The 24,293-nt window shown below is 73.4% G+C and carries 21 protein-coding genes; 8 read left to right on the top strand and 13 right to left on the bottom strand.

What is annotated here, in order from left to right:
- Positions 1-21: 21 nt before the first annotated feature.
- Positions 22-2,709, bottom strand: coding sequence for an asparagine synthase (glutamine-hydrolyzing) (gene asnB / locus ACFLFB_RS05175; RefSeq protein ID WP_392544637.1), 2,688 nt, complete (start codon positions 2,707-2,709; stop codon positions 22-24).
- Between the two features lie 109 nt (positions 2,710-2,818).
- Positions 2,819-3,748 carry an alpha/beta hydrolase gene (locus ACFLFB_RS05170; RefSeq protein ID WP_392544636.1) on the bottom strand — a complete coding sequence of 310 codons (930 nt, stop codon included), beginning with the start codon at positions 3,746-3,748 and terminating at the stop codon, positions 2,819-2,821.
- 95 nt (positions 3,749-3,843) lie between these two features.
- Here ACFLFB_RS05170 and ACFLFB_RS05165 point away from each other — a divergent pair, with 95 nt between their 5' ends.
- Positions 3,844-4,272, top strand: a complete 429-nt coding sequence (locus tag ACFLFB_RS05165) for a hypothetical protein (RefSeq protein ID WP_392544635.1) — start codon at positions 3,844-3,846, stop codon at positions 4,270-4,272.
- A 157-nt stretch (positions 4,273-4,429) separates the two neighbouring features.
- Here ACFLFB_RS05165 and guaA read toward each other — a convergent pair whose 3' ends face one another.
- From guaA to ACFLFB_RS05150, 3 genes are all read right to left on the bottom strand, one after another.
- The gene (gene guaA / locus ACFLFB_RS05160; RefSeq protein ID WP_392545385.1) at positions 4,430-5,947 is read right to left on the bottom strand and encodes a glutamine-hydrolyzing GMP synthase; all 1,518 of its coding nucleotides are present in this window, start codon (positions 5,945-5,947) and stop codon (positions 4,430-4,432) included.
- Positions 5,948-6,074: 127 nt separating this feature from the next.
- Positions 6,075-6,419 (bottom strand): DUF3817 domain-containing protein, encoded by a 345-nt coding sequence (locus ACFLFB_RS05155; protein ID WP_392545384.1) that lies wholly within the window; start codon positions 6,417-6,419, stop codon positions 6,075-6,077.
- Positions 6,420-6,462: 43 nt separating this feature from the next.
- Positions 6,463-7,257 carry an SURF1 family protein gene (locus ACFLFB_RS05150; RefSeq protein WP_392544634.1) on the bottom strand — a complete coding sequence of 265 codons (795 nt, stop codon included), beginning with the start codon at positions 7,255-7,257 and terminating at the stop codon, positions 6,463-6,465.
- A 116-nt stretch (positions 7,258-7,373) separates the two neighbouring features.
- Here ACFLFB_RS05150 and ACFLFB_RS05145 point away from each other — a divergent pair, with 116 nt between their 5' ends.
- From ACFLFB_RS05145 to ACFLFB_RS05135, 3 genes are all read left to right on the top strand, one after another.
- Entirely contained in the window at positions 7,374-7,856 is a 483-nt protein-coding gene (locus tag ACFLFB_RS05145) for an MOSC domain-containing protein (protein WP_392544633.1), read from the top strand.
- A gap of 98 nt (positions 7,857-7,954) precedes the next feature.
- Entirely contained in the window at positions 7,955-9,697 is a 1,743-nt protein-coding gene (locus ACFLFB_RS05140) for an ABC transporter transmembrane domain-containing protein (protein ID WP_392544632.1), read from the top strand.
- Positions 9,697-11,472 carry an ABC transporter ATP-binding protein gene (locus tag ACFLFB_RS05135; RefSeq protein WP_392544631.1) on the top strand — a complete coding sequence of 592 codons (1,776 nt, stop codon included), beginning with the start codon at positions 9,697-9,699 and terminating at the stop codon, positions 11,470-11,472. The genes ACFLFB_RS05140 and ACFLFB_RS05135 overlap by 1 nt, the downstream gene beginning before the upstream one ends.
- 6 nt (positions 11,473-11,478) lie before the next feature.
- On the opposite strand, the gene ACFLFB_RS05130 is transcribed toward ACFLFB_RS05135, so the two are convergent.
- The 5 genes from ACFLFB_RS05130 to ACFLFB_RS05110 form a co-directional block, all read right to left on the bottom strand.
- Positions 11,479-12,138 (bottom strand): DedA family protein, encoded by a 660-nt coding sequence (locus ACFLFB_RS05130; RefSeq protein ID WP_392544630.1) that lies wholly within the window; start codon positions 12,136-12,138, stop codon positions 11,479-11,481.
- A 63-nt stretch (positions 12,139-12,201) separates the two neighbouring features.
- Positions 12,202-12,792 carry a hypothetical protein gene (locus tag ACFLFB_RS05125; RefSeq protein WP_392544629.1) on the bottom strand — a complete coding sequence of 197 codons (591 nt, stop codon included), beginning with the start codon at positions 12,790-12,792 and terminating at the stop codon, positions 12,202-12,204.
- A gap of 84 nt (positions 12,793-12,876) precedes the next feature.
- Complete coding sequence (locus tag ACFLFB_RS05120; RefSeq protein WP_392544628.1) at positions 12,877-13,188, bottom strand: DUF1905 domain-containing protein; 312 nt, start codon at positions 13,186-13,188, stop codon at positions 12,877-12,879.
- Positions 13,188-14,960: an FAD-dependent oxidoreductase gene (locus ACFLFB_RS05115; protein WP_392544627.1), complete on the bottom strand. Its 1,773-nt coding sequence runs from the start codon at positions 14,958-14,960 to the stop codon at positions 13,188-13,190. Before ACFLFB_RS05115 ends, ACFLFB_RS05120 begins: the two co-directional genes overlap by 1 nt.
- On the bottom strand, positions 14,957-16,546 hold the full coding sequence (locus ACFLFB_RS05110; protein WP_392544626.1) for a succinic semialdehyde dehydrogenase: 1,590 nt from the start codon (positions 16,544-16,546) through the stop codon (positions 14,957-14,959). Before ACFLFB_RS05110 ends, ACFLFB_RS05115 begins: the two co-directional genes overlap by 4 nt.
- 156 nt (positions 16,547-16,702) lie before the next feature.
- Between ACFLFB_RS05110 and ACFLFB_RS05105 the strand changes: the two genes are divergently transcribed.
- On the top strand, positions 16,703-18,031 hold the full coding sequence (locus ACFLFB_RS05105) for an MFS transporter (protein ID WP_392544625.1): 1,329 nt from the start codon (positions 16,703-16,705) through the stop codon (positions 18,029-18,031).
- The gene (locus ACFLFB_RS05100) at positions 18,031-19,194 is read left to right on the top strand and encodes an anhydro-N-acetylmuramic acid kinase (protein WP_392544624.1); all 1,164 of its coding nucleotides are present in this window, start codon (positions 18,031-18,033) and stop codon (positions 19,192-19,194) included. Before ACFLFB_RS05105 ends, ACFLFB_RS05100 begins: the two co-directional genes overlap by 1 nt.
- A 10-nt stretch (positions 19,195-19,204) precedes the next feature.
- Here the strand turns inward: ACFLFB_RS05100 and ACFLFB_RS05095 are convergent, their stop codons facing one another.
- Both ACFLFB_RS05095 and ACFLFB_RS05090 read right to left on the bottom strand, forming a co-directional pair.
- Entirely contained in the window at positions 19,205-19,804 is a 600-nt protein-coding gene (locus ACFLFB_RS05095; protein ID WP_392544623.1) for a DUF305 domain-containing protein, read from the bottom strand.
- 5 nt (positions 19,805-19,809) lie between these two features.
- Complete coding sequence (locus tag ACFLFB_RS05090; protein ID WP_392544622.1) at positions 19,810-20,931, bottom strand: GuaB3 family IMP dehydrogenase-related protein; 1,122 nt, start codon at positions 20,929-20,931, stop codon at positions 19,810-19,812.
- A gap of 237 nt (positions 20,932-21,168) precedes the next feature.
- On the opposite strand from ACFLFB_RS05090, the gene ACFLFB_RS05085 reads away from it, so the two are divergent.
- Both ACFLFB_RS05085 and ACFLFB_RS05080 read left to right on the top strand, forming a co-directional pair.
- The gene (locus tag ACFLFB_RS05085; RefSeq protein WP_392544621.1) at positions 21,169-22,815 is read left to right on the top strand and encodes a DHA2 family efflux MFS transporter permease subunit; all 1,647 of its coding nucleotides are present in this window, start codon (positions 21,169-21,171) and stop codon (positions 22,813-22,815) included.
- A 124-nt stretch (positions 22,816-22,939) separates the two neighbouring features.
- On the top strand, positions 22,940-23,977 hold the full coding sequence (locus ACFLFB_RS05080) for a P1 family peptidase (RefSeq protein ID WP_392544620.1): 1,038 nt from the start codon (positions 22,940-22,942) through the stop codon (positions 23,975-23,977).
- On the opposite strand, the gene ACFLFB_RS05075 is transcribed toward ACFLFB_RS05080, so the two are convergent.
- Positions 23,961-24,254: a putative quinol monooxygenase gene (locus ACFLFB_RS05075; RefSeq protein WP_392544619.1), complete on the bottom strand. Its 294-nt coding sequence runs from the start codon at positions 24,252-24,254 to the stop codon at positions 23,961-23,963. The genes ACFLFB_RS05080 and ACFLFB_RS05075 overlap by 17 nt on opposite strands.
- Positions 24,255-24,293 lie beyond the last annotated feature (39 nt).

Raw genomic sequence — 24,293 nt, 5'->3', positions numbered from 1 at the left:
ACAGCGGGCCGGCGCGCGTCTTCAGGCGTCGTCGCGGAGGAAGACCATCGCCATCGGGGTCTGCTCGCTGCCCTGCCCGAGCGGGTTGTCGGCGAACATCTCCTCGTAGCGGTCCCACGGCTGCGCCACGTCGGCGCCGAGCACGTTGCGCCCGATGTCGTTGGCGTCCATGACCACCGTGCCCTGGAAGGTCGAGCGCCACGGCTCGGGCAGGCGCGCGCGGATGGCCGCGGTGAGGCGGGCCGCGACGTCGTCGGGGTCCTTCGGCGCGAGCTTCGCCGAGACGTTGCTCGGGTAGGCCGAGTACTCGGTGGGGCCGTCGATGGCGTTGATCGAGTTGCCGACGAGCTCGTAGAACAGGCCCTTGCGGCCGATCACCTTGCCGATGGCGCCACCGGCCGAGGCGTACAGGACGCGCGGGAGGCCGGCCTCCTGGATGGCGAGCTGCATGGTGAACGGGCTGCCCAGTCCGATGCCGGCGGGGGTGCGCGTGACGTACCGGGACAGGACGCGCGCGGGTCGGCCGACCTTGATGTCCCAGACGAAGTACGAGCGCCCCTGGGTGATCGCGACGATCTTCTCGGAGATGAAGAACCACCAGGGCCCGGACGTCGCGGCGGCGTGCTCGGGGCCGGCCGAGGGCAGACCGGCGAAGAAGCGGTCGACGTGCTCGATGACGCGGGCGTCGAGGTCGTCGTCCTTGCTGACCAGCTCGGTGCGCACCGGGTAGCGGCGCACGGTCTCGCCGCGCGCGGTGACGAGGTCGAGCGGGCGGCGCTCGTTGGGCTCGTAGTCGGTCTTCACGTGCGCCGCACGGGCCGCCTCGGCGGCGTCGGCCTCGTCGTCCTTCTCGTCGAAGAACTCGCGCAGCCACAGCTCGAGGTTGATCAGGCGCCAGAACGTCATCGTGTCGACGTCGTTGGCGCCCTTGATCCAGCCCTCGAACGCCGCGATGACCTCGGTCTGGTCGACGTACGGGCGGTTGGCGAACGACTCGCTGAGGAAGATGTTGTAGAAGTGGTTCTTCAGCCGCATGAACCACTCGACCTGCGGGGTGGTGAACCCGATCTTGTTGCGGCGGCGGTTGATCGACTCGGGCAGCAGGCCGCGGGTGGCGTCGCGCAGCACCCGCTTGTTCCAGCCGTCCTTGATGATCGCCTCGTCGGACAGGCTGAAGACGAACTTCACGACCTCCTTGTCGAGGAACGGCACGCGCCCCTCGAGGGAGAAGCGCATCGTGTTCTTGTCCTCGTAGCGCAGCAGGCTGGGCAGCGAGTTGTGGAACAGGTCCTCGACGAGGCGCTTCTTGAGGTTGGCGCCCTCGCTGACGTACTTCTCGCCGGTGTGGGCCTTGACGAAGTCGCGGCCGAGCAGCTGGGTCGTGGGCACCGACTTCTTGAGCCTGACCTTGGCCTTGAGCTTGAAGCGGCCGAGCCGGTAGAGGACGTCGAGGCTCTTGGCGAGCTCGGCGGCGGCGACGCGGGCGCCCTGGGCGCGCAGCTGGCGCAGGTAGACGGCGTAGTACGGGATGTAGCCGGCCATCATCTCGTCGGCGCCCTGGCCGTCGAGGAGGACGGTGACGTGCTGGGTGGCCTCGCGCATCACCTGGAACTGCGCGTAGGGGCCGCTGGAGATGAGCGGCTCCTCCTGGGTGCGGACGAAGTCGAGCAGGTCGGCCTTGAACTCGTCGGCCGTGGGCTTGATCTTGTGCGAGGCGACGTGGCCGGTGCAGATGTCGAGGACGTCGTCGACGTAGCGCTCCTCGTCGTTGATCGACCCGGGGAAGACGGCGGAGAAGGTGTTCTGGCGGGTGCCGACCGAGCTCAGCGAGAGCGAGTCGCCCTCGTTGAGGAGCTGGTTGATGATGACCGCCACCGCGCTGCTGTCGAGGCCGCCGGACAGGCTGGTGCCGACCGGGACCTCGGACTGCAGGCGCAGGCGCACCGACTCGACGAGGCGGCGCTTGTACTCGGCGGCCGCGGCGTCGTCGTAGGGGCGCTGGACGCTCGCGAGCTCGAGGAGCTCCTCCTTGAGGCGCGTGAACATGCGGCGGTGGATGCCGGTGGCGTCGGCGGTGAGGAGCTCGCCGGGGGCGAGGCGCTCGATGCCGTCGAAGAAGGTCTCGGTGCCGTCCTCGTGGGCGCGGAAGCGCAGGTACCGGTAGACCGAGCGCTCGTTGACCTTCTTGTCGTACAGGCCGCTGGCGAGGATCGGCTTGATCTCGCTGGAGAAGAGGAGCACCTCCCCGTCGCCCTCGGGGGCGGGGACGCGGGCGACGTAGAGCGGCTTGATGCCGAAGTGGTCGCGGGCCAGGGTGAGCCGCTGCTCGTGGCGGTCCCAGATGGCCAGGCCGAACATCCCGTTGAAGCGGTCGAACGCACGCTCGCCCCACTGGGCGAAGGCCTGGAGGACGACCTCGGTGTCGCTGTCGGTGGCGAAGGTGCGGCCCTGGGCCTGCAGCTCGGAGCGCAGGTCGAGGTAGTTGTAGACCTCGCCGTTGTAGGCGATGACGTAGCGGCCGTCAGCGGTCTCCATCGGCTGCTGGCCGTGGGCGACGTCGATGATCGACAGGCGCCGGTGGGCCAGGCCGCAGGGACCGTCGGTGGCGATGCCGTCACCGTCGGGACCGCGGTGCTGCTGGCAGTCGTTCATCCGCGTGAGGAGCGCAGCGTCGGCTGCGAGCCCGTGGTAGCCGGCGATGCCACACATGCGTCTGGTCAGTCCTGTCCTCGGGGGCGGTCCACCGGTCCGGCTCGTGGCCCGACGCGGTCGTCCAAGCCTGCCACGGATGCCGCGTCAGGCCGATTCGCGCGGGCGCTCAGGCGCTGGGGAGGTGCGCGTCGAGCCAGCGGATGACGTCGGCCGTCACCTCGTCGCGGTTGGTCTCGTTGAACACCTCGTGGCGGGCGCCCGGGTAGAGCGTGAGGCTGACGTCGCCGACGCCGGCCGCCGTGTACTGCTCGCGCACGGCCCGCGGCCCCTTGCCCTTGTCGCCGACCGGGTCCTGGTCCCCGGCGATGAGGAGGACGGGCAGGTCGCGCCGGACGCGCGCCACGCGGCGCTTGTCGTTGATGCCCTGGAGCCCGCCGAACAGGTCGCTGAAGAAGCCGCTGGTGAAGGTGTTGCCGCACAGCGGGTCGGCGACGTACAGGTCGACCTCGGCGTCGTCGCGCGAGAGCCAGTCGAAGTCGGTGCGGGCCGGCTTGTAGGCCGCGTTGAACTGGCCGAAGGTCAGCTTGTCGAGCATCGTGCTCACGTGCCGGCGGCCGCGCAGGCGCGACTCGGCCGCGGCGACGCCGATGCCGACCTTGCCCAGCGGCCCGGGGTCGCCGGCGGTGCCGGAGAGCACGACGCCGGCGAGGTCGCGGCTGTCCTCGATGACGTAGGCGCGGGTGAGGAAGGACCCCATCGAGTGGCCGAGGAGGAAGACCGGGAGGCCGGGGTGCTCCTCCTGGGCGAAGCGGGTGACCGCCCTCAGGTCGCCGACGACGGTGGCCCAGCCGTCCTTGTCGGCGAAGTAGCCGTGGTCGGCCGTGCTGGCGGTGGCGCCGTGGCCGCGGTGGTCGTCGGCGTAGACGGCGTACCCGGCGGCGGTGAGCGCCTCGGCGAGGCGGGCGTAGCGGGCCGAGTGCTCGGCCATCCCGTGGGCGATCTGCACGACGGCCTTGGCCTCGCCGTCGGGGAGCCAGCGGTGGGTGTGGAGACCCGTCCCGTCGCTCGCGGTCACGGTGGTCGTGCTGCTCTGCATGGTCGCCGCCTTTGGTTACCGATGGGTATGCGGGAGCCAGCCTGCCACGTCGATCCCCCGTCGACGACCCCGTCCCACCGCTATCGTCTGGCGCCATGACCGACGTGACGCCGGGGGGACCGGCACCGGGACAGCAGGGCCGACCGGCGCAACCGCCGCAGGGCACCATCCGCCTGACCCTGCAGGGCAACCCCATGACCTCCGGGCTCGTCCCGACCGTCCACGTGGGCGGGCACAAGGTCAACGCCCGCTTCGGGACGATGGACGTGCCGGTGTGGGCCGGGCGCACCAGGGTCGACGTGCACACGCAGTGGATGCGGCAGTACGGGCAGGCGAGCCTCGAGGTCGACGTGCCTCCCGGCGGGGTGGTCCCGGTGTTCTACGCCGTGCCGTGGCACCAGTTCACGACGGGCTCCATCGGGCACGAGAAGCAGCCGCGCAAGGGCGTGTGGGCCATGGTGCTGCTGCTGGCGATGGTGCTCGGCATCCCGGTGCTGGCCATCGTCGCCGCCGCCCTGTCCTAGGGTCACTCGCGCTCGGGCGTCATCCCATCGATGACGCGGAGGTCCTGCGATGACGCAGGTACACCTGCGCCATCCGGGGACTCCTGCGCCGTCACGGGGATGACGCAGCACGCCGTCGCACCGCGTGGGAGGCGGCGTCAGGCGCGGGTGCCGACCGTCACTCCCACTCGATGGTGCCCGGCGGCTTGCTCGTGACGTCGAGGACGACCCGGTTCACCTCACGCACCTCGTTGGTGATGCGCGTGGAGATCTTCGCGAGCACGTCGTAGGGGACGCGTGTCCAGTCGGCGGTCATCGCGTCCTCCGACGACACCGGACGCAGGACGACCGGGTGGCCGTAGGTGCGACCGTCACCCTGGACCCCGACCGAGCGGACGCCGGCCAGCAGCACCACCGGGCACTGCCAGATGTCGCGGTCGAGGCCGGCGGCGGTGAGCTCCTCGCGGGCGATCTCGTCGGCGGCTCGCAGGATGTCGAGGTTCTCGGCCGTGACCTCGCCGACGATCCGGATGCCGAGCCCCGGGCCGGGGAACGGCTGGCGCCACACGATGCCCTCGGGGACGCCGAGCTCGAGACCCACCTGGCGCACCTCGTCCTTGAAGAGCAGCCGCAGCGGCTCGACGAGCTTGAACTGGAGGTCGTCGGGGAGCCCGCCGACGTTGTGGTGCGACTTGATGTTCGCGGCACCGGTGCCGCCGCCCGACTCGACGACGTCGGGGTAGAGCGTGCCCTGGACGAGGAACTCGACCGGGTGGTCCTCGGCGCCCGAGTGCGAGCCGACGACGTCGCGGGCGGCCTGCTCGAAGACGCGGATGAACTCTCGCCCGATGATCTTGCGCTTCTCCTCCGGGTCGCTGACCCCGGCGAGCGCGGAGAGGAAGCGGTCCTTGGCGTCGACGACGACGAGGTCGACACCGGTCGCGGCGACGAAGTCCTTCTCGACCTGCTCGGCCTCGCCCGAGCGCAGCAGCCCGTGGTCGACGAACACGCAGGTCAGCTGGTCGCCGACGGCCTTCTGCACCAGCGCCGCGGCCACCGAGGAGTCCACCCCGCCGGACAGCCCGCAGATGACTCGGGCCTCGCCGATCTGGGCGCGCACCGAGGCGACGAGGTCGTCGACGACGTTGGCCGCGGTCCACTCCCCCGTGAGCCCGGCCCCGCGGATCAGGAAGTTCTCGAGCACCTGCTGGCCGAAGGTCGAGTGCAGCACCTCGGGGTGCCACTGCACGCCGTAGAGGTGGCGCTCGTCGTCCTCGAACCCGGCGACCGGCGCCCCGGACGTCGTGGCGGTCACCGTCATCCCGGCCGGCGCCTGCGAGACGGAGTCTCCGTGGCTCATCCACACCGACTGCTCGTCGGGCTGGCCGTTGAACAGGGTGGAGGTGGTGTCGGAGATGCGCGCCGGGGTGGCGCCGAACTCGGACAGGCCGGTCTTCTCGACCGTGCCGCCGAGCGCCTGCGCCATCGCCTGGAAGCCGTAGCACATGCCGAACACCGGCACCCCGGCCTCGAGGAGCGAGGGGTCGAGGGACGGCGCGCCCTCCTCGTACACCGACGACGGACCCCCCGACAGGATGATGGCGGCCGGGTCCTTCGCGAGCATCTCGGCGACGGGCATCGAGTGGGGGACGACCTCGCTGAAGCAGTTCGCCTCACGCACGCGGCGCGCGATCAGCTGCGCGTACTGGGCCCCGAAGTCGACGACGAGGACGGGACGGTCGGCGAGGTGGACCGGGTCGCTGTGGGGCTGGTCGCGCTCGGGTGCGGTGGGCTGGAGGGGGGCGTCGCTCACGGGGCCAAGGCTACTGGCGCGCGGCGGCGAGCCCGTCCTCGACCTCCCGCGCCACGCGGCGCTCGACCCAGAACGACAGGAAGGGCACGCAGCCGGCGAGCATGACGAGCACCATCTTCGGCAGGGGCCAGCCGACCTTGAACCCGAGCAGCGCGGTCGCCACGAGGTAGGCCATGTAGATGAAGCCGTGCGGCTGCGGCCACCAGTACAGGGGGTTGTCGGTGCCCTTGAGGAGGAAGACGTACGACAGCACCATCTCCACGACGAGGACCAGCAGGCCCACGCCGACGACGAAGGCCATGACCTTGAAGAAGGTGAGCCGGGTGCGGGTGCCGTCGACGTCGTCGATGCGCAGGGCGGGTCCGGGCTCGACCGGCTCGGCGGTCTCGGTGCGGGGGTCAGGCGTCGTCACGCGGACCATTCTCCCCCGCCGCGACGGGCCGCTGGGCGTCGGCCCCCGCGGGCGGCACGGCACCGTCGGCGGCGGCCTCGCGCTGCGCCTCCTCGCGGACCATGCGCCACCAGAGCCAGAGCGCGAACCCCGCGAAGATCCACCACTGCACGGCGTAGGCCGCGTTGCGCCAGCGGATCCCCGTGTCGCCGATGGGCGTGGGCACCTTCGCGAGCTGGGCGCCGGACGCCGGGTCCTCCGACTCGAGGAAGACGAAGCCGTTGTAGAGGTCCCCTGACCAGGTGTTGACGAGGACCGAGAGGTCGACCGAGGCGAGCTCCCCCGGCCCGACCGGCACCCGGCTCGGCGACTCGCCCGGGGCCAGGCCGCCGGTGATGGTGAGCGTGCCCGACGGCGGGGCGCCCGGGGTCGCGGCGTCGTCGACGAACCCGCGCAGGACGGCGATCGTGCCGCCGCTCCCCTCGACGACGAAGGGCGTGACGACCCACGCGCCGCTGCGGCCGTCGAGCCGGCGGTCGGGGACGACGACCTGGCCCTCGGCGTACCGCCCCTGCGCGGTCACCGGACGCGACGACAGCTCGCCGCGGAAGCGCTCGTGCGGGCGCAGGACGGAGGTCAGGGCGACGGGCGTACGCGCGCGGGCCTGTTCGAGCGCCTCGCGGTGCGCCGTGGACTCCGCGACGCCGAGCTGCCACCGGCCGAGCTGGACGAACGCCGCCCCCACGACGAGGACGAGCCCGAGCAGGCCGAGGAACCTCGGTCTCAGGGCGGTCCGCAGCACCCCCCGAGGCTACGTGACCCACCTGCGACCCCCCTCCCCGCCCGCTCTCCGGCCGCGAGTGCGGAAGTGGCTGCCCCGACGACCACGTCCGCACTCACGGCGGGGAGGATGGACCCGTGACGGCTTCCGCGGACTCGACCCCGGGCACGGACGACCCACCCGTCGTCGTGGCGATCCACGTGGCCAAGGGACGCCGTCTGCCGATGCGCCCCACCGAGTCGGTCCACGCCGAGGCGGGCGCCGGGCTCGTCGGCGACCGGTACCACGGCACCCGCCACCGCCACGTGAGCGCGCAGTCGGCCACCGAGCTCGCGCAGGCTGCCGAGCGGCTCGGCTCCCCCGTCCCCGACGACCGCACCCGGCGCAACCTCACCCTCAGCCACGGCGCGGTCCCGACCCGCCCGGGCACCCGCGTGCGCGTCGGCGGCGCCCTGCTCGAGGTGGTCCGCAAGGCCGCGCCGTGCCGCATCCTCGACGACGAGATCGCCCCCGGGGCGGCCCGCGCCCTGCACGACCGGGCCGGCACGATCCTGCGCGTGCTGGAGTCCGGCGACATCGCCGTGGGCGACGCCTGGGTCGTCGAAGAACCAGCCTCCTGATCGACACCCGAGAACCCCTGTCCGACAGCCTGATTCACGAACCCCGGCAACGCCACGGAAACTCGGTGGCCGACGTCGGTTGGGGGGACGTAGCGTTGATGACCGTGCCCACCCGACCAGCCTGGCGTTACGGCGTCGACCCCCACGAGGACGCACCGGCCGATGCCGACCGCCTCCTCGTGTGGCTCGCGCGCCGCCAGTGGCGCACGCTCCTCGCCGGGGCGGCCTGCGGCATCCCGTGGATGCTCGCCACCGCCCTCATCCCCGCGGCCATCGGGCGCGCCGTCGACGCCGGCATCGTCGAGCGCGACGCGGGCGCCCTCGTCACCTGGTCGCTCGCGGTCGTCGGGCTGGGTTTGGTCTCTGCGGCCACCGGCAACGGCCGGCACTGGTTCGCGGTGCAGAACTGGCTCGTCGCGGCATTCCGGTCCGGAGTCCTCGTCGACCGCGCGGTGCGCCGCACCGGCCCCGCCCTCACGCGGGAGATGCCCGCGGGCGAGGTGCTGGCCAGCTTCACGAGCGACTTCGGCCGGATGGGCCACACCTTCGACGTCTTCGCCCGCTTCATGGGCGCCGTCGTCTCGTTCGTCGTCGTCGCGGTCATCCTGCTGCGCGGGTCGCTGACGCTCGGCCTCATCATGCTCATCGGCGGCCCCCTCCTCGTGGCGAGCCTGGCCTTCGTCATGAAGCCGCTCCAGCGCCGCCAGAGCGCCCAGCGCGAGCAGGCCGGCAAGCTCACCGCCCTCGGCGCCGACACGGTCGCGGGCCTGCGCGTGCTGCGCGGCATCGGCGGTGAGGACGCCTTCCTCGCCCGCTACCGCCTGCAGTCGGAGGCCGTGCGCCTCGCCGGGGTGCGCGTCGCCGGCACCCAGGCGACCCTCGACGCCGCGCAGGTCCTCCTGCCCGGGGTCTTCGTGCTCGTCGTCACGGCGATCGGGGCCCGCCTGGCCGTCACCGGCGAGATCTCGCCCGGCCAGCTCGTCGCGTTCTACGGGTACACGGCCTTCCTCACCCGGCCGCTGCAGACCGCGGTCGAGTTCGCCGACAAGCTCATCTCCACGCGCGTCGCGGCCCGCCGCATCGCACGCATCCTCGCCGTGGAGCCCGACCACACGCTCGACGAGGCGGCGACCGACCCCGCCCTGCGCCTCCAGGTCGAGCGCCTCGTCGACGCCGCGACGATGGTCGACCCCGCCTCGGGCGTCGAGGTCGTGCCCGGCCGCCTCACCGCGCTCGTCAGCATGCGGCCCGAGGAGACCGCGGCCGTCGCCGCGCGCCTGGGCCGCACCGCCCCGGGCGAGCACGGCGTCACGTGGGGCGACGTCGCCCTCGACGACCTGCCCGTGCGCGTCGTGCGCGAGCACGTGGTCGTCGCCCAGCCCGACCCGCGCCTGTTCAGCGGCCCGGTCCGCACCGAGCTCGGCGGCCCGGACGACGACGCCCGACGCGCCGCCCTCCAGGTGGCCGACGCCGACGACGTGCTCGTCACCATCGACGGCGGGCTCGACGGCGAGGTCGAGGAGCGGGGCCGGTCGCTCTCCGGTGGCCAGCGCCAGCGGCTCGCCCTGGCCCGCTCCCTCCTGCGCGAGGCCGACGTGCTCGTCCTCGTCGAGCCCACGAGCGCGGTCGATGCCCACACCGAGGCGCGCATCGCCGAGCGGCTGGCCCACCACCGCAAGGGCCGCACCACCGTCGTCGTCACCGCAAGCCCGCTGCTGCTCGACCACGCCGACGAGGTCGTCCTCGTCGAGGGCGGCCGGGCCACCGACCGCGGCTCGCACCGCGAGCTGATGCGCCGCTCCAGCACCTACCGTTCCGTCGTCGTCCGAGGGGAGGACTGATGTCACCGTTGCGTGAGAAGACCGACCACGCGCGCCGCACGCTTCCCATCGCGTCGGGCCGCGTCGTGCGGGCCCAGGTCGGCGTCCTCCTGCGCGAGCACCGCGGCCCCCTGGCCCGGGTGCTGCTCTGGCACGCCGTCGCGGCCGTCGTCGGGCTCGCGGCGCCGTGGGTCATCGGCCAGGTCGTCGGTGGCGTCACCCAGGGCACGGTGACGCTCGACCGGGTCAACCAGCTGGTCCTCCTGCTGGCCGGCGCGGTCGTCACCGAGACCGTCGTCACGTGGGTCGCGCGGCGCAGCTCGTTCGTGCTGTCCGAGCGGGTGTTCGCCCGGTTGCGCGAGGACTTCGTCGCATCCGCGGTGCGCCTGCCGCTGTCCACGGTCGAGCGCGCCGGCACCGGAGACCTCCTCTCGCGCACGACGAACGACGTCGACGCCATCAGCTACGTCATCCGGTTCGGCGTCCCGACGATGGTCGTCTCGTTCATGACCGCGGTCGTCATCGCCGGCGCGACGATCCTCACCTCGCCGCTGGCGGCGCTGCCGCTGCTGCTCACGCCGCTCGTGTGGTGGTTCCCGACGCGGAAGTACCTCGAGCTCGCCGGCCCCGGCTACCTCTGGGAGCACGCCACGTACGCCCGGCTCAACGGCGTCGCGGCCGAGACGGTGGAAGGTGCCGCCACCATCGACGCGCTGGGCCTGCAGGACAGCCGCGGCGAGCGCTTCGCCGAGGCGGTCCGCGAGAGCCACGACGCCGAGCGGTACACCACCGGGATGCGGCTGCGCTGGTTCCCGTGGCTCGAGGTCGGCTTCTTCGTCCCCGTGGCCGGCACCCTGCTCTGGGGTGGCTGGCTCGTGTGGCAGGGCAGCATCTCGGTCGCCGCGGCGACCGCGGTCGTCCTCTACGTGCAGCGGATGCTCGACCCGCTCGGCGAGCTCGTCGGGATGCTCGACGAGATCCAGTTCGCCGCCACCTCGCTGTCGCGCATCCTCGGCGTCGGCGAGGTCCCGGCCGACCGCGTCGCCACCGGGGCCGTCCCCGACGGCGAGCAGGTGGAGGTCGGCGACGTCCGGTACGCGTACCGCGAGGGGCGCGACGTCCTCCACGGCGTCTCCCTCGACCTCGTGCCCGGCGAGCGGCTGGCCATCGTCGGCCCGTCCGGCGCCGGGAAGTCGACCCTCGGCCGCCTGATGGCGGGCATCGACGGCCCGCGGTCGGGCCGGGTCACCGCTGGTGGCGTCCCCCTGGTCGACCTCGACCTCACGGTGCTGCGCGGCGAGGTCGCCCTCGTCACCCAGGAGCACCACGTCTTCGTCGGCACCCTCGCCGAGAACCTGCGCCTGCCCCGCCCCACGGCCTCCGACGCCGAGCTCGAGGAGGCGCTAGGCGCCGTCGACGCCCTCGAGTGGGCCCGTTCCCTGCCCTCCGGCCTGGAGACGGTCGTCGGCTCCGGCGGGCACGAGCTCACCGAAGGCCAGGCGCAGCAGGTCGCGCTGGCGCGCCTCGTCCTCGCCGACCCCCACACGCTCGTCCTCGACGAGGCGACCTCGCTGCTCGACCCCCGGGCGGCCCGCCACCTCGAGCGCTCGCTCGCGGCGGTCGTCGAGGGCCGCACGGTCGTGGCCATCGCGCACCGCCTGCACACGGCGCACGACGCCGACCGGGTGGCGGTCGTCGAGGACGGCCTGGTCAGCGAGCTCGGCTCGCACGACGAGCTCATCGAGCGCGACGGGTCCTACGCCGCCCTGTGGCGGTCCTGGCGCGACGAGGCCTGAGCGGCCTCAGTCGTCGGCCGTGACGCGGGTGTCCGCGTCGGTGTCGTCGGTCGGCTGCGCACCGCGCTCGCGCAGCCGGCGGACGATGAGCCAGACGAGCACCAGCGCGACCACCGCGACGACGCCCTTGCTCACCGGGCCCATGTACTGCTCGACGAGCTCGTACTCCGCGCCGAGGCGGTAGCCGATCCCGATGAAGATCGCGTTCCAGAGGCCGCTGCCCAGGGCGGTGAGGGCGAGGAAGCGCGGCAGCGGCATCGCGTCGAGCCCCGCCGGCACCGACACGATCGAGCGGATGAGCGGGATGAAGCGGCCGACGAGGACGACGGCGCTGCCGTGGTCGTCGAAGAACCGCATGCCGCGCTCGAGGTCGCGCACGCCGAAGAGGAAGAACCACTTCTTCTCGGCCAGGTGGTGCAGTCGCTCGTAGCTGAACTTCACGCCGAGGGCGTAGAGCACGCCGGCGCCGAGGAGCGATCCGAGGGTGGCGCAGGCCCACGCCAGGTACAGGTTGAGCTTGCCGTCGTGGGCGGCGAACCCCGCGAACGGGAGGATCACCTCGGACGGGATGGGCGGCAGGATCGTCTCGAGGGCGATGAGCAGCCCCACCCCGACCTCCCCGATCGACTCGATGATGCCGATGACCGTGGCGGTGAGGTTCGTCACCGGACCACCGTACGTGAGGCGGCGCCTCGACCCGGCCGCCGGTGACGGCCGGGCCGGAGGGGCTCACCAGCGGTGCGCCACGTCGACGACGAGCTTGCTGCGGTTGGTCGTCGCGTCGTACAGCGTGAACACGCGGAACGGCAGCCGGGCCCGCACCCCGAGCCCCACGGTGGTGTAGCCCTCGAACGCCCCCGCCCACTTCACCTGCCGGAAGGTGGTGAACCCGGCGACCGACGGCATCGACGGGATGACGGTGGCGCCCTTCTTGGCAACGACTGCGAGGCGGGCTCCGCCGGCCACGGGCACGACGTGCCCCGAACCATCGGCCGTCACGGCCGTGACGTAGCGGACGTCGTAGCCGGGGGCCCGGCCGGTCATGTCGAGGACGAGCCGGTCGAAGCAGGCGTGGCGGCCGGCGCGGACGCCGGTCACCCGGCCGCGCGCCAGGGGCGCGGAGGTCTTGGCCAGCGACCCCCAGCTGGTGCTGCACGAGGCCGTTGCCGCGGCCGTCGTCGTGGTCGTGCCGGTGGCGGAGGCCGACCCGGCGCCCGAGGCGGTGGGGACGGCGACGAGGGCCGCGCCGGCGGCGAGGACGGCGAGGGCGCGGGCGCCCCGTCGCGGACGGGTGGGGCTGGTGGTCGGTCGCCGGTTCATGGGGGTCTCCTTCTCCTCCGGGTGGACACCCCTATGACGCGTGAGCGGCTCCGGCGGTTGACGTGGCCACCTCGACCCGGCGGGTCAGCGGTCGACGAGCCGGATGGTGACCTCGGCGGGGTCGCCGTCGTCGAGGCCGTTGGCGGTGCGCACCGCCTTCTTCACCGGCAGGACGTAGGCGCCGGCCTCGGCGGACGGGAACAGCGAGGTCCTCCACACCGACGACCCGATCGTCACCTCGACGCGCACCGAGCCGAACCCGCCGGTGGCGTCACCGACCACCTCGTCGACCTCGTCGCTGACGTCCTCGGGCACCGTGACGAAGCGCCACGACCCCTCCCTCCAGCGCCAGACCTCGGCGGTGAACGACCACGCCCGGCCCGGCCCCTCGCTCATCAGCCCATCGTGGCGCCGACCACCGACACCCGCACCGGGTCCGGCACGGCGGGCGTCGACGCGGGCACGGGCTCGAGGCGCCGGTACCCACCGGCGGCCAGCGCGGCCTGCGAGGGCCGCGGGTCGGCCTCCCCCGCCACCGGCCAGAACGACATCGCCCGCTCGGCCTGGGCCGTGATCGTCAGGGACGGGTTGACCCCGAGGTTGGCCGACACCGCCGACCCGTCGACGACGTGCAGGCCCGGGTACCCCCAGACCCGGTGGTACGGGTCGACGACCCCGCGCTGCGGCGAGGACCCGATGACGACCCCGCCGAGGAAGTGGGCCGTCATCGGCACGTCGAGGACGTCGAACCACGAGCCGCCGACCGCCGTGTACCGGCCCGTCGCCTCGGCGAGCCGCTCGGCGAGGACCTCCATCGAGCGCGCCCCGGCCGGGATGTACGTGGGGTTGGGCTCGCCGTGCCCCTGGGTGGAGGTGAGCGTGCGGCCGAACAGCCCGCGCCGCCCCGAGACCCGCAGGCTGTTGTCGCGGGTCTGCATCACCAGGCCGATGACCATGCGCTCGCTCCACCGCCGCACGATCGGGGAGACCCGCAGGAGCGGCCGGGGGTCGCGCAGCACGGTCCGCAGCGCCTCGACCCACCGCGGTCGGCCCGTCCCGCCGGGCACCGCGATCGAGGCGAGCAGCCCCATCGCGTTCGAGCCCCGCCCGTAGCGGACGTTCTCGACGTGGGTGTGCTCGTCGGGGTGGAACGACGTGGTGATGGCGATGCCGTGCGAGAGGTCGACGCCCTCGGGGACCCGGTCGGTCATCGCGCCGAGGAGCGCCTCGGAGTTCGTGCGGGTCAGGTGGCCGAGCCGGTCGGACAGGCGGGGCAGCTCGCCCACCTCGCGCATCGCGTGGAGCAGGGTCTGGGTGCCCCACGTCCCCGCCGCGAGGACGACGTGGCGGGCGGTGACGACCCGCACGTCGCGCCCCGACACCGGTCCCGTGCGCGCGTGCAGGACGCGGTACGTCGGCGCGCCCGCGGCCTCCGAGCCCGGGACGACACCCAGCCGGGTCACGGTCCGCATCGGCGCGATCTCGACCCCGAGCCCCTCGGCCAGCGCCAGGTAGTTCTTCACCAGGGTGTTCTTCGCCCCGACCCGGCAGCCGACCATGCAGTTGCCGCAGAAGGTGCAGCCCGTCCGGCGTGGTCCGGCCCCACCGAAGTAGGGGTCGTCGACCGTCTCCCCCGGGCGGCCGAAGTGCACCGCGACCGGGGTGTGCCGGAACGTGTCACCGACCCCGAGGTCCTCGGCGGTGCGGCGCATCACCTGCTCGACGACCCCGTCACACGGGTTCACGGCCTCGCCGAGCATCCACCGGGCCGTGGCGTAGTGCGGCGCCAGCTCGGCCTCCCAGTCGGTGACGTCGGCCCACTGCCGGTCGCGGAAGAACGCCTCCGGCGGCGTATAGAGGGTGTTGGCGTAGTTGAGCGAGCCGCCGCCCACGCCGGCACCGGCGAGGATGACGACGTCGGGCAGCCGGTGGATGCGCTGGATGCCGTAGCAGCCCAGCCGCGGCGCCCAGAGGTATCGCCGGGCGTCCCACGACGTCCGCGCGAAGTCCTCGTCCTCGAAGCGGCGGCCGGCCTCGAGCACGAGGACGCGAAAACCCTTCTCCGCCAGCCGAAGAGCCGTGACCGACCCGCCGAACCCGGAGCCCACGACGACGACGTCGACGTCCGTCCCGACGTCGGTCCCGACGTCGGCCGCAGCGGAGGTCACTTCAGGCCCACGGCCTTGAACGCCTTGAGCGCCACGGTGAGGGTGCGGGCGAACGCCTCGTCGGACTGGCGCGGCAGCGGCGAGATCCCCACGAGGTGCTGCGAGGAGACGGTCTGGCTCTCGGTGTACTTGAGGATGCCCTCGCGCCCGTGCCGGCGGCCGACCCCCGAGGCCTTCATGCCACCCATCGGCGACGCGATGCTCCCCCACGCCGACGCGTAGCCCTCGTTGACGTTGACCGTCCCCGCCTCGATCCGGGCCGCGATGTCGCGGCCGCGGCGCACGTCGCGGGTCCACACCGAGGCGTTGAGGCCGTACTCGGTGTCGTTGGCCAGCCGGACGGCGTCGTCGTCGGACGGGACGCGGTGGATGGCGACGAGCGGCCCGAAGGTCTCCTCGTCGCGGCAGGCCATCGCGGCGGTGACGCCCTCGAGGACGGTGGGCTCGACGACGAAGGGCCCGACGTCCGGCCGCGCCCGACCCCCGGTGAGGACGCGCGCGCCCTTGGCCACGGCATCCTCCACGTGGGCGAGGAAGCGCTCCTTCTGGGCCTCGTTGGCCAGGCTGCCCATGTCGCCGCCCCAGTGCAGCTCGGTGGACAGGCGCATCGCCTCCACGGCCTCGACGAAGCGGGGCACGAACGCGTCGACGACGTCGGTGTGCACCGCGAGCCGCTCGATGCTGATGCACAGCTGGCCCGCCGAGGAGAAGCAGGCCCGCACGGCGCCCGGGACCGCGCGGCGCAGGTCGGCGTCGGCGGCCACGTACATCGTGTTCTTGCCGCCGAGCTCGAGGCTGGCGCCGACGAGGCGGCGCCCGGCGGTCTGGGCCACCTTGCGCCCGGTGGCGGTCGAGCCGGTGAAGCAGACGTAGTCGGCACGGTCGACGACGGCCTGGCCGGTGGGCTCGCCCGGCCCGAGGACGACCTGGAACAGGTCGGCCGGCAGCCCCGCCTCGATGAGCAGCTCGACCCCGGCGAGCGCCGTGAGCGAGCCCTGCGGGTCGGGCCGCAGCACGACGGCGTTGCCGGCGACGAGCGCCGGGAGGGCGTCGGTGAGGGCCAGGCTCAGCGGGTAGTTCCAGGGCGACACGATCCCGACGACGCCGCGGGGACGGTGGTGCTCCACCGTGCGGGTCAGCACCGGGTAGACGCCCAGGTGGCGCGACTCGCGCAGGTAGCCGGCCGCGGATCGGCCGTAGTGCCGGGCGGCCAGGGCGCAGTCGGCGACCTCCTCGAAGGCGTGCAGGCGCGCCTTGCCGGACTCGAGCTGCACGAGGTCGAGCAGGTCGGACTGCCGCTCGAGGACGAGGTCGTGGAAGCGCAGCAGCACGGCGGCGCGCTCGGCGACCGGGACCCTCGCCCAGGCGCGCTGGGCCCGCGAGGCCACCTGCACGGCCCCCGCGACGTCGCGGGCGTCGGCGACGGGGAGCACGGCGAGCGGGGCGCCGGTCAGCGGGGTCTGGGTGCGCAGCTCGCCCCCCGCCCCCGAGGCCACCGCCCTCGCCGTGAGGTCGCGGACCCGGGAGGGGTCCACCGCCCAGGTCGCGCGGGGATCGGTCTCCGGGTCAGCGATGACATCGGCCATTACCGAAGAGTAACCACGACGTCGCCGCCCCGACAGGTGAACATGGTCACCGGTCGCCGAACGGTCGTGCCCCGTCCACGATGGGCGACAACAATTGACATGTTCGGCCGGACGCGTGAAGGTTTTCTCCGTCCAGTCGCCGACGAGGGAGTCACGATGGCCCAGGCCACCACCGCCGAACGCCGCACCGTCATCGACGTGCGCGCGTCCCGCCGCAGTCTCGTCGGGGGGTGCGTGGGCAACTTCATCGAGTGGTACGAGTTCGGGGTCTACGGCTACTTCGCCACGATCATCGCGGCCAACTTCTTCGTCACGGAGGGGGCGAGCGACCTCGAGGCGCTCGTCAAGACGTACGCCTCGTTCGCCATCGCCTTCTTCTTCCGGCCCGTCGGGGCGTGGCTGTTCGGCCGGATCGGTGACCGCATCGGCCGGCGACCGACCCTGCTGCTCGTCCTCGTCCTCATGGCCGTGGGCACCGCCCTCATCGGGCTGCTGCCCACCCGCGAGGTCGTGGGCGCGGCGGCCCCGTGGCTGCTCACGCTCGTCCGCATCCTCCAGGGCCTCTCTGCCGGAGGCGAGTTCGGCGGTGCCGTGTCCCTGATGACCGAGCACGCCCCCACCCGCCGCCGCGGCCTCTACGGGTCGCTCCAGTCGTTCACGGTCGCGCTGGGCCTGCTCGGCGGGGCGGCGACGGCTGCCGTCCTCGCCTCGCTGCTCACCGAGGGCCAGCTGCAGTCGTGGGGCTGGCGGATCCCCTTCCTCCTCGCGATCCCGCTGGGCGCGGTCGCGGTCTGGCTGCGCTTCCGCATCGAGGAGACGCCCGTGTTCCGCGAGGCGACGGAGGAGGAGGTCGGCACCGAGGTCTCGTCGGCCGACCGTCCTGCGGCCACCGGCACTGGCGCCGCGATCGGCCTCGGCATCCTGCGGCTCATGGGCTGGTCGGCGGCGGGCTACACCTTCCTCGTCGTCCTGCCGTCCTACCTCCAGGTCGCGCTCGGCGCCTCGTTCCACGAATCCCTCGTCGCCGGGGTGGTCGCCAACGCGGGCTTCGCCGCGTCGATCCTGCCCGCCGGGGCGCTGAGCGACCGCGTCGGTCGCCGCCCGGTCATGCTCACCGGAGCCGTGCTCATCGCGGTGCTCGCGATCCCGCTCCTCAACCTGCTGCAGGACGAGGGCACCACCACACCGGTGCGCTTCGCCGCGGTCTTCGTCGCCGGTGCGGTCGTCGGGCTCATGGCTGGCCCCGGACCTGCGATGCTCTCGGAGATGTTCCGGACCACGGTGCGCTACACCGGACTCGGCCTCAGCTACTCGCTGTCGAACGCGGTGTTCGCGGGCAGCGCGGGCCTCATCATCACCCAGCTCATCGCGTCGACCGGCGACGAGGACATCCCCGCGTACTACGTCCTCGCCACGTGCGTCGTCAGCGCCGTCGCGCTCGCCACCCTGCGCCGCGACGACCACGAGCACCCGCTGCCCCGCTGATGCGCGTCGCCGGCCTGATGTCGGGCACCAGCGCCGACGGCATCGACGTCGCGGTCGTCGACCTGGTCCCCGACGGGGACGTGCTGGGCGCGTCCCTCGTGGCGCTGCGGTCGGTTGCGTACCCGCCCGCGGTGCGCTCGGCAGTGGAGGCCGCCCTGCCACCGCGCGAGGTGACGGCGCGCGACTGGTGCGTGCTGGACACGGTCGTCGGGCAGGCCTTCGCGGCGGCGGCGGCCGAGGTCACCGCAGAGGTGGGCGCGGTCGAGCTCCTCGTCTCGCACGGGCAGACCGTCTTCCACTGGGTCGACGGCGGTGAGGTCCGCGGCACGCTCCAGGTGGGGCAGCCGGCGTGGCTGGCCGAGGTGACCGGGCTGCCCGTGGTCTCCGACCTGCGGGCGCGCGACGTCGCCGCCGGCGGACAGGGGGCGCCCCTGGTCAGCGCGTTCGACGTGCTGTGGCTCGGGTCGCGCCCGGGCCGACCGGTCGCCCTCAACCTCGGCGGGATCGCCAACGTCACCGCCGACCTCGCCGGGGCGCCGGTCGCCTACGACACCGGGCCGGCCAACACGCTCGTCGACGTCGCGGTCGGGCGGCTGACCGACGGGGCGCAGGCGTACGACCGGGACGGCGAGCGCGGCGCCCGGGGCGTCGTCGACGACCGGCTCCTCGCGCGGATGCTCGCCGACCCGTACTTCGCCCGCCCCGCACCCAAGACGACCGGCCGCGAGCTGTTCCACGGCGGCTGGCTCGACACCGCCCTCGACGGCCGCCGCTTGGACGACGACGTCATCGCCACGCTGACCGCCCTCACCGCCCGCACCGTCGCCGACGCGGTTCGCCGGCACGAGGCCACCGAGGTCGTGGCGGCCGGCGGAGGCACCCGCAACCCCACCCTGATGGCGATGCTCCGCGCCGCGCTGGGCGGCACCCCGGTGCTCACCACCGACGAGCTGGGCCTGCCGTCGGGCGCCAAGGAGGCGGTTGCCTTCGCGGTGCTCGGGTACCTCACCGTGCACGGCCACCCGTCGACGGTGCCGTCAGCCACAGGGGCGAGGCACGCGAGCCTCCTGGGCTCGGTGACTCCCGGGGTCGGCGGCCTCCCCCGGCCCGGACGCCAGGAGGCGCCGCGGTCCCTCGTCATCGGTGCCGCGACGCCTGCGTGACGAAACGGGGTCAGCCCGCGAGCAGGGCCTTCATCTCGACGATCTCCTTCTGCTGCGAGCTGATGATCGACTCGGCGAGGGCCCTGGCGCCGGGGTGCACTCCGTCGCGGAGAACGGCCTTCGCGCTGGTCACGGCACCCTCGTGGTGCTCGACCATCATCTCGAGCCAGCGCTCGTCGAACGCCGCACCCTTCAGGGTGGCGAGGTCGCGCAGGTCGTCGGCGCTCATCATCCCGTTCATGCCGTGGCCGGCCATCGCGTCGTGGTCCTCCATCGGCGAGGCGCCCCAGCCGGCGAGCCACGCGCTCATCTGCGCGACCTCGGGCTGCTGGGCCCGGCGGATCCGCTCGGCGAGGTCGCGGACCTGCGCGCTCCGGGTGCGGTCGGGGACGAGGTCGGCCATCTCGATCGCCTGGAGGTGGTGCGGGACCATCATCGTGGCGAACATGACGTCGGCCTGGTCGTGGTCGGCCGCGGCGGACGGGCTCGCCGAGCCCGTCATCGAGCCGTGGCCGCTCGAGTGCCCGTCGTCGCCGCCGCAGGCGGACAGCCCGAGGGCGAGGGTCGCGGCCGCGACGAGCGCGGCGGTCCGGCGCAGCGCGAGGTCCACCGCGGTCAGCTGCGCTGGTAGGGGGCCACGACGACCTCGACCCGCTGGAACTCCTTGAGGTCGAGGTAGCCCGACGTCGCCATCGCACGGCGCAGCGCACCGACGAGGTTGGTCGTGCCGTCGGCGACCCGGCTCGGGCCGAAGAGGATCTCGTCGAGCCCCGCGACCGCCCCGACCTCGACGCGCTCGCCGCGCGGCAGCTCGGGGTGGTGGGCCTCGGGACCCCAGTGGAAGCCGCGACCGGGGGCGTCGGTGGCGCGCGCGAGGGCGGCACCGAGCATCACGGCGTCGGCGCCGCAGGCCACGGCCTTGACGACGTCGCCGCTCGTGCCCACGCCACCGTCGGCGATGACGTGCACGTAGCGGCCGCCCGACTCGTCGAGGTAGTCGCGGCGGGCCGCGGCGACGTCGGCGATGGCGCTCGCCATCGGCGCGTGGATGCCGAGGGTGCGGCGGGTGGTGTGGGCCGCGCCGCCGCCGAAGCCGACGAGGACGCCCGCGGCACCGGTGCGCATGAGGTGCAGGGCCGCCGAGTAGGAGGCCGCGCCACCGACGATGACGGGCACGTCGAGCTCGTAGATGAAGCGCTTGAGGTTCAGCGGCTCGGCCCGGCCGGAGACGTGCTCGGCGGAGACGGTGGTGCCGCGGATGACGAAGAGGTCGACCCCCGCGTCGACGACGGTCTTCCACAGCTGCTGGGTGCGCTGCGGGGTGAGGGCGCCGGCCACGGTGACGCCGGAGGCCCGGATCTCGCGCAGCCGCTCGGTGACGAGGTCGGGGTCGATCTCGGCGCGGTAGATCTCCTGCATGCGGGTGGTCGCCAGGACGGGGTCGAGCGTGGCGATCTCCGCGAGGAGCGGGGCGGGGTCCTCGTAGCGGGTCCACAGGCCCTCGAGGTCGAGGACGGGCAGCCCGCCGAGCTTGCCGAGGGCGATGGCCGACTGCGGGGAGATCACCGAGTCCATCGGCGCCGCGATGACCGGGATGTCGAAGTGGTAGGCGTCGATCTGCCAGCTGACGGACACCTCCTCGGGGTCGCGCGTGCGCCGCGAGGGCACGATGGCGATGTCGTCGAAGGAGTAGGCGCGGCGGCCGCGCTTTCCACGGCCGATCTCGATCTCGGTCACCGGGGCAGCCTACCGACCTGCGGCGGGGCGCCGGACCGCCGCCCGGGGCCGCCCTGCCGGGTGGGCGCCGAACCTGTGAGTTCTGCTCCGCGGCGCCGTGGGGGCCGAAAAGGGGTGGGGGCTGTCGGTGCCAGGGTGCAGACTTCTCGATGGCGACGACGCCAGACCCTCGATGGGTGGTGCCGTCCCCGGACGACGCGACCGATCGCCGTCCAGACCGAGCGACATGGAGCACACGTGTCAGCACAGCCCGCCACCACGGCACCCCCGCAGTACCCCGACAAGATCGACGCGGCCGTTCTCAAGGTCGCCGGCGTCGTCGTCCTCGGCGCCATCATGTCGATCCTCGACATCACCGTCGTCAACGTCGCGCTGCCGACCTTCCAGAAGGTGTTCGCCGACGGCGGCGAGCCCCTCGCCTACTCCGCCGTCGCGTGGACCGTCACCGGCTACACGCTGGCCCTGGCCACGGTCATCCCCCTCACCGGGTGGGCCGCCGACCGGTTCGGCACCAAGCGCCTCTACATGACCGCGCTGCTGCTCTTCACGCTCGGCTCGGCCCTGTGCGCCATGGCGAACTCGATCGAGATGCTCGTGTCCTTCCGGGTCCTGCAGGGCCTGGGCGGCGGCATGCTCATGCCGCTCGGCATGACGATCATGACCCGCGCCGCCGGCCCGGCCCGGATGGGTCGCCTCATGGCGATCCTCGGCGTGCCGATGCTGCTCGGCCCGATCTTCGGCCCGATCCTCGGCGGCTGGCTCATCGACCACTACTCGTGGCACTGGATCTTCCTCATCAACCTGCCGATCGGTGCCCTCGCCCTCGTCTACGCCTTCCTGGTGCTGCCGAGCGACCGCCCCGAGCCGTCGGAGTCCTTCGACTGGGTCGGCATGGCCCTGATGTCGCCCGGCCTGGCCCTGTTCCTCTACGGCGTCTCGTCGATCCCCGGCGAGGGCACCTTCTTCGCGCCGAAGGTCCTCATCCCGGGCCTCATCGGCGTCGCCATGGTCACGGGCTTCGTGGTCTGGAGCTTCCGCCCCGAGCACCCGCTGCTCGACCTGCGGCTGTTCCGCAACCGCAACCTCACGATCTCGATCACGACGATGGTGCTGTTCGCGGCGGCCTTCTTCGGCGGCCTGCTCCTCGTGCCGACCTACTTCCAGCAGGTCCGCGGCGAGTCCCCCGTCGACGCCGGCTGGCTCATGGCGGTGCAGGGCCTGGGCGCGATGCTCACCATGCCCGTCGCGGGCGCCCTCTCCGACAAGCTCCCCGTCGGCCGCATCGTCCCCATCGGCCTGGTCCTCATCACCGGCGGCATGTTCGCCCTGACCCAGATCACCGCGACCACCAGCTACGGCTACATCCTGCCGGTGCTGTTCGTCATGGGCCTGGGCATGGGCGCGACGATGATGCCGCTGATGACCTCGGCCATCAAGACGCTGACGTCACACCAGGTCGCGCGCGGCTCGACGCTGCTCAACATCAGCCAGCAGATCGCGTCGTCCATCGGCATCGCGATCATGTCGGTCGTCCTCACCAACGGCCTGAGCGAGGACCCGCTCGTCGCGCAGGCGCAGGGCTTCGGGCAGGCGACCGCCGGCGTCAGCGACCCCGCGGCGATCGGGCGGCTGCTGCCGCAGTTCCCCGAGGTCGCGGCCATCCTCGCGCCGTTCGGCCAGGACCTGGCCGCCGGCCAGGCGGTCCTGCTCGACGCGGTCCGCGGGGCGATGGCCGGGGCGTTCAGCTCGACCTTCTGGGTCGCGGCCATCCTCATCAGCCTCACCCTCGTGCCGGCGTTCTTCCTCCCGCGCAAGCGCGAGGTGGCCCACCTGCTCGACGACGCCGACGCCGCCGAGGTGGCGCCGCCCGTCATCCTGCACTGAGCCCGTCATCCAGCACTGAGCCCGTCATCCAGCACTGAGCACGTCATCCAACACTGAGCACGGGCTCACGCCCACCGGATGCCGGTCCCGCCGTCGCGGGGCCGGCATCCGCCATGCTGGGGCCGTGCAGACCGGACCCCTGAACGCGATCACCGACGTCGAGGGCCTGCGGGTCGGCCACACCACCCGTGACGAACCGGGCTGGCTCACCGGCGTGACCGTCGTCGTGCCGCCTGCGGGGTCGACGGGTGGGGTGGACGTCCGCGGTGGAGGGCCCGGCACCCGCGAGACCGACCTGCTCGACCCGCGTCGCGGCGTCGACCGGGTCGACGCCGTCGTGCTGTCCGGCGGTAGCGCGTTCGGGCTGGGCAGCGCCGACGGGGTCATGGCAGGCCTGTGGGAGGACGGCGTGGGGTGGCCGGTGGGGCCGGAGCCGCACCAGGTCGTGCCGATCGTGCCCGCCGCCATCCTGTTCGACCTCGGGCGCGGCGGGGCGTTCCGCAACCACCCGCGGCCCGAGGACGGGCTCGCCGCGTACCGGGCGGCGAGCGCGGGGCCGGTGACCGAGGGGGCCGTGGGCGCCGGGACGGGGGCGATGACCGGCGGGCTGCGCGGGGGTGTCGGCACGGCCTCGGCCGTGCTGGCGTCGGGGGCCACGGTGGGCGCGCTCGTCGTCGTCAACGCGGTCGGGTCGGCGTGGGACGCGCAGGGCCGGCTGCTCGCGGCACCGCTGCTCACGGCCGACGAGGTGGCGGGCCTCCCGGTCCCCGACCCCGGGGCCGTCGCCGCCCACCGTGCCGCGCAGGCCGAAGCCCTCGCCGCCCTGCGCGCCGGCACCGCGACGACCCTCGCCGTGGTCGCCACCGACGTCCCGCTGACCAAGGCCGGCTGCCAGGCGCTCGCCGGGGTGGCCCAGGACGGGTTCGCCCGCGCCCTGTCACCGGTGCACACCTCGTTCGACGGCGACACGGTGTTCGCCCTGTCCACCGGCACGGGGGTGGAGGCCGACCGCTTCGACCTGGTCGAGCTGCAGGCCGCGGCCGCCGACTGCGTCTCGCGCGCCATCGCGCGGGCCGTGCTGGCCTCCACCTCGGTCGACCGGTCGGCCGACGGCGGTGCGGTCCTGCGGTCCTACCGCGACGCCCTCACGACGCGGGGCTGAGCGGGTGGATCGACGGCGGTGAGGCCAGGTGACCGTCGGTCGCGGCCAGCGCCGCGGCGATGTGGTCGCTCGCCATGTGCTGGTCGAGGTCGGCCGAGCCGTCCCACGACTCGATGGTGACGAACGTGCCCGGCTCCGCGACGGACTCGTGGAGGGAGTACGCGCGGCAGCCGCTCTCGGCGAGGGTCGGCTCGACCAGTCCCTGCAGGGCGCTGCGTACGGTGTCCTCCGACCCCGGCTTGGCGACGATCACGGCGACGACGGGCAGGTCGGACACGGGATGCTCCCTACGACGGACGGTGGCGCGGAGCCTCAG

Source organism: Oryzobacter telluris (assembly GCF_043099285.1).
Classification (GTDB): domain Bacteria; phylum Actinomycetota; class Actinomycetes; order Actinomycetales; family Dermatophilaceae; genus Oryzobacter; species Oryzobacter telluris.
This window is presented reverse-complemented; position numbering and strand designations above follow the sequence as displayed.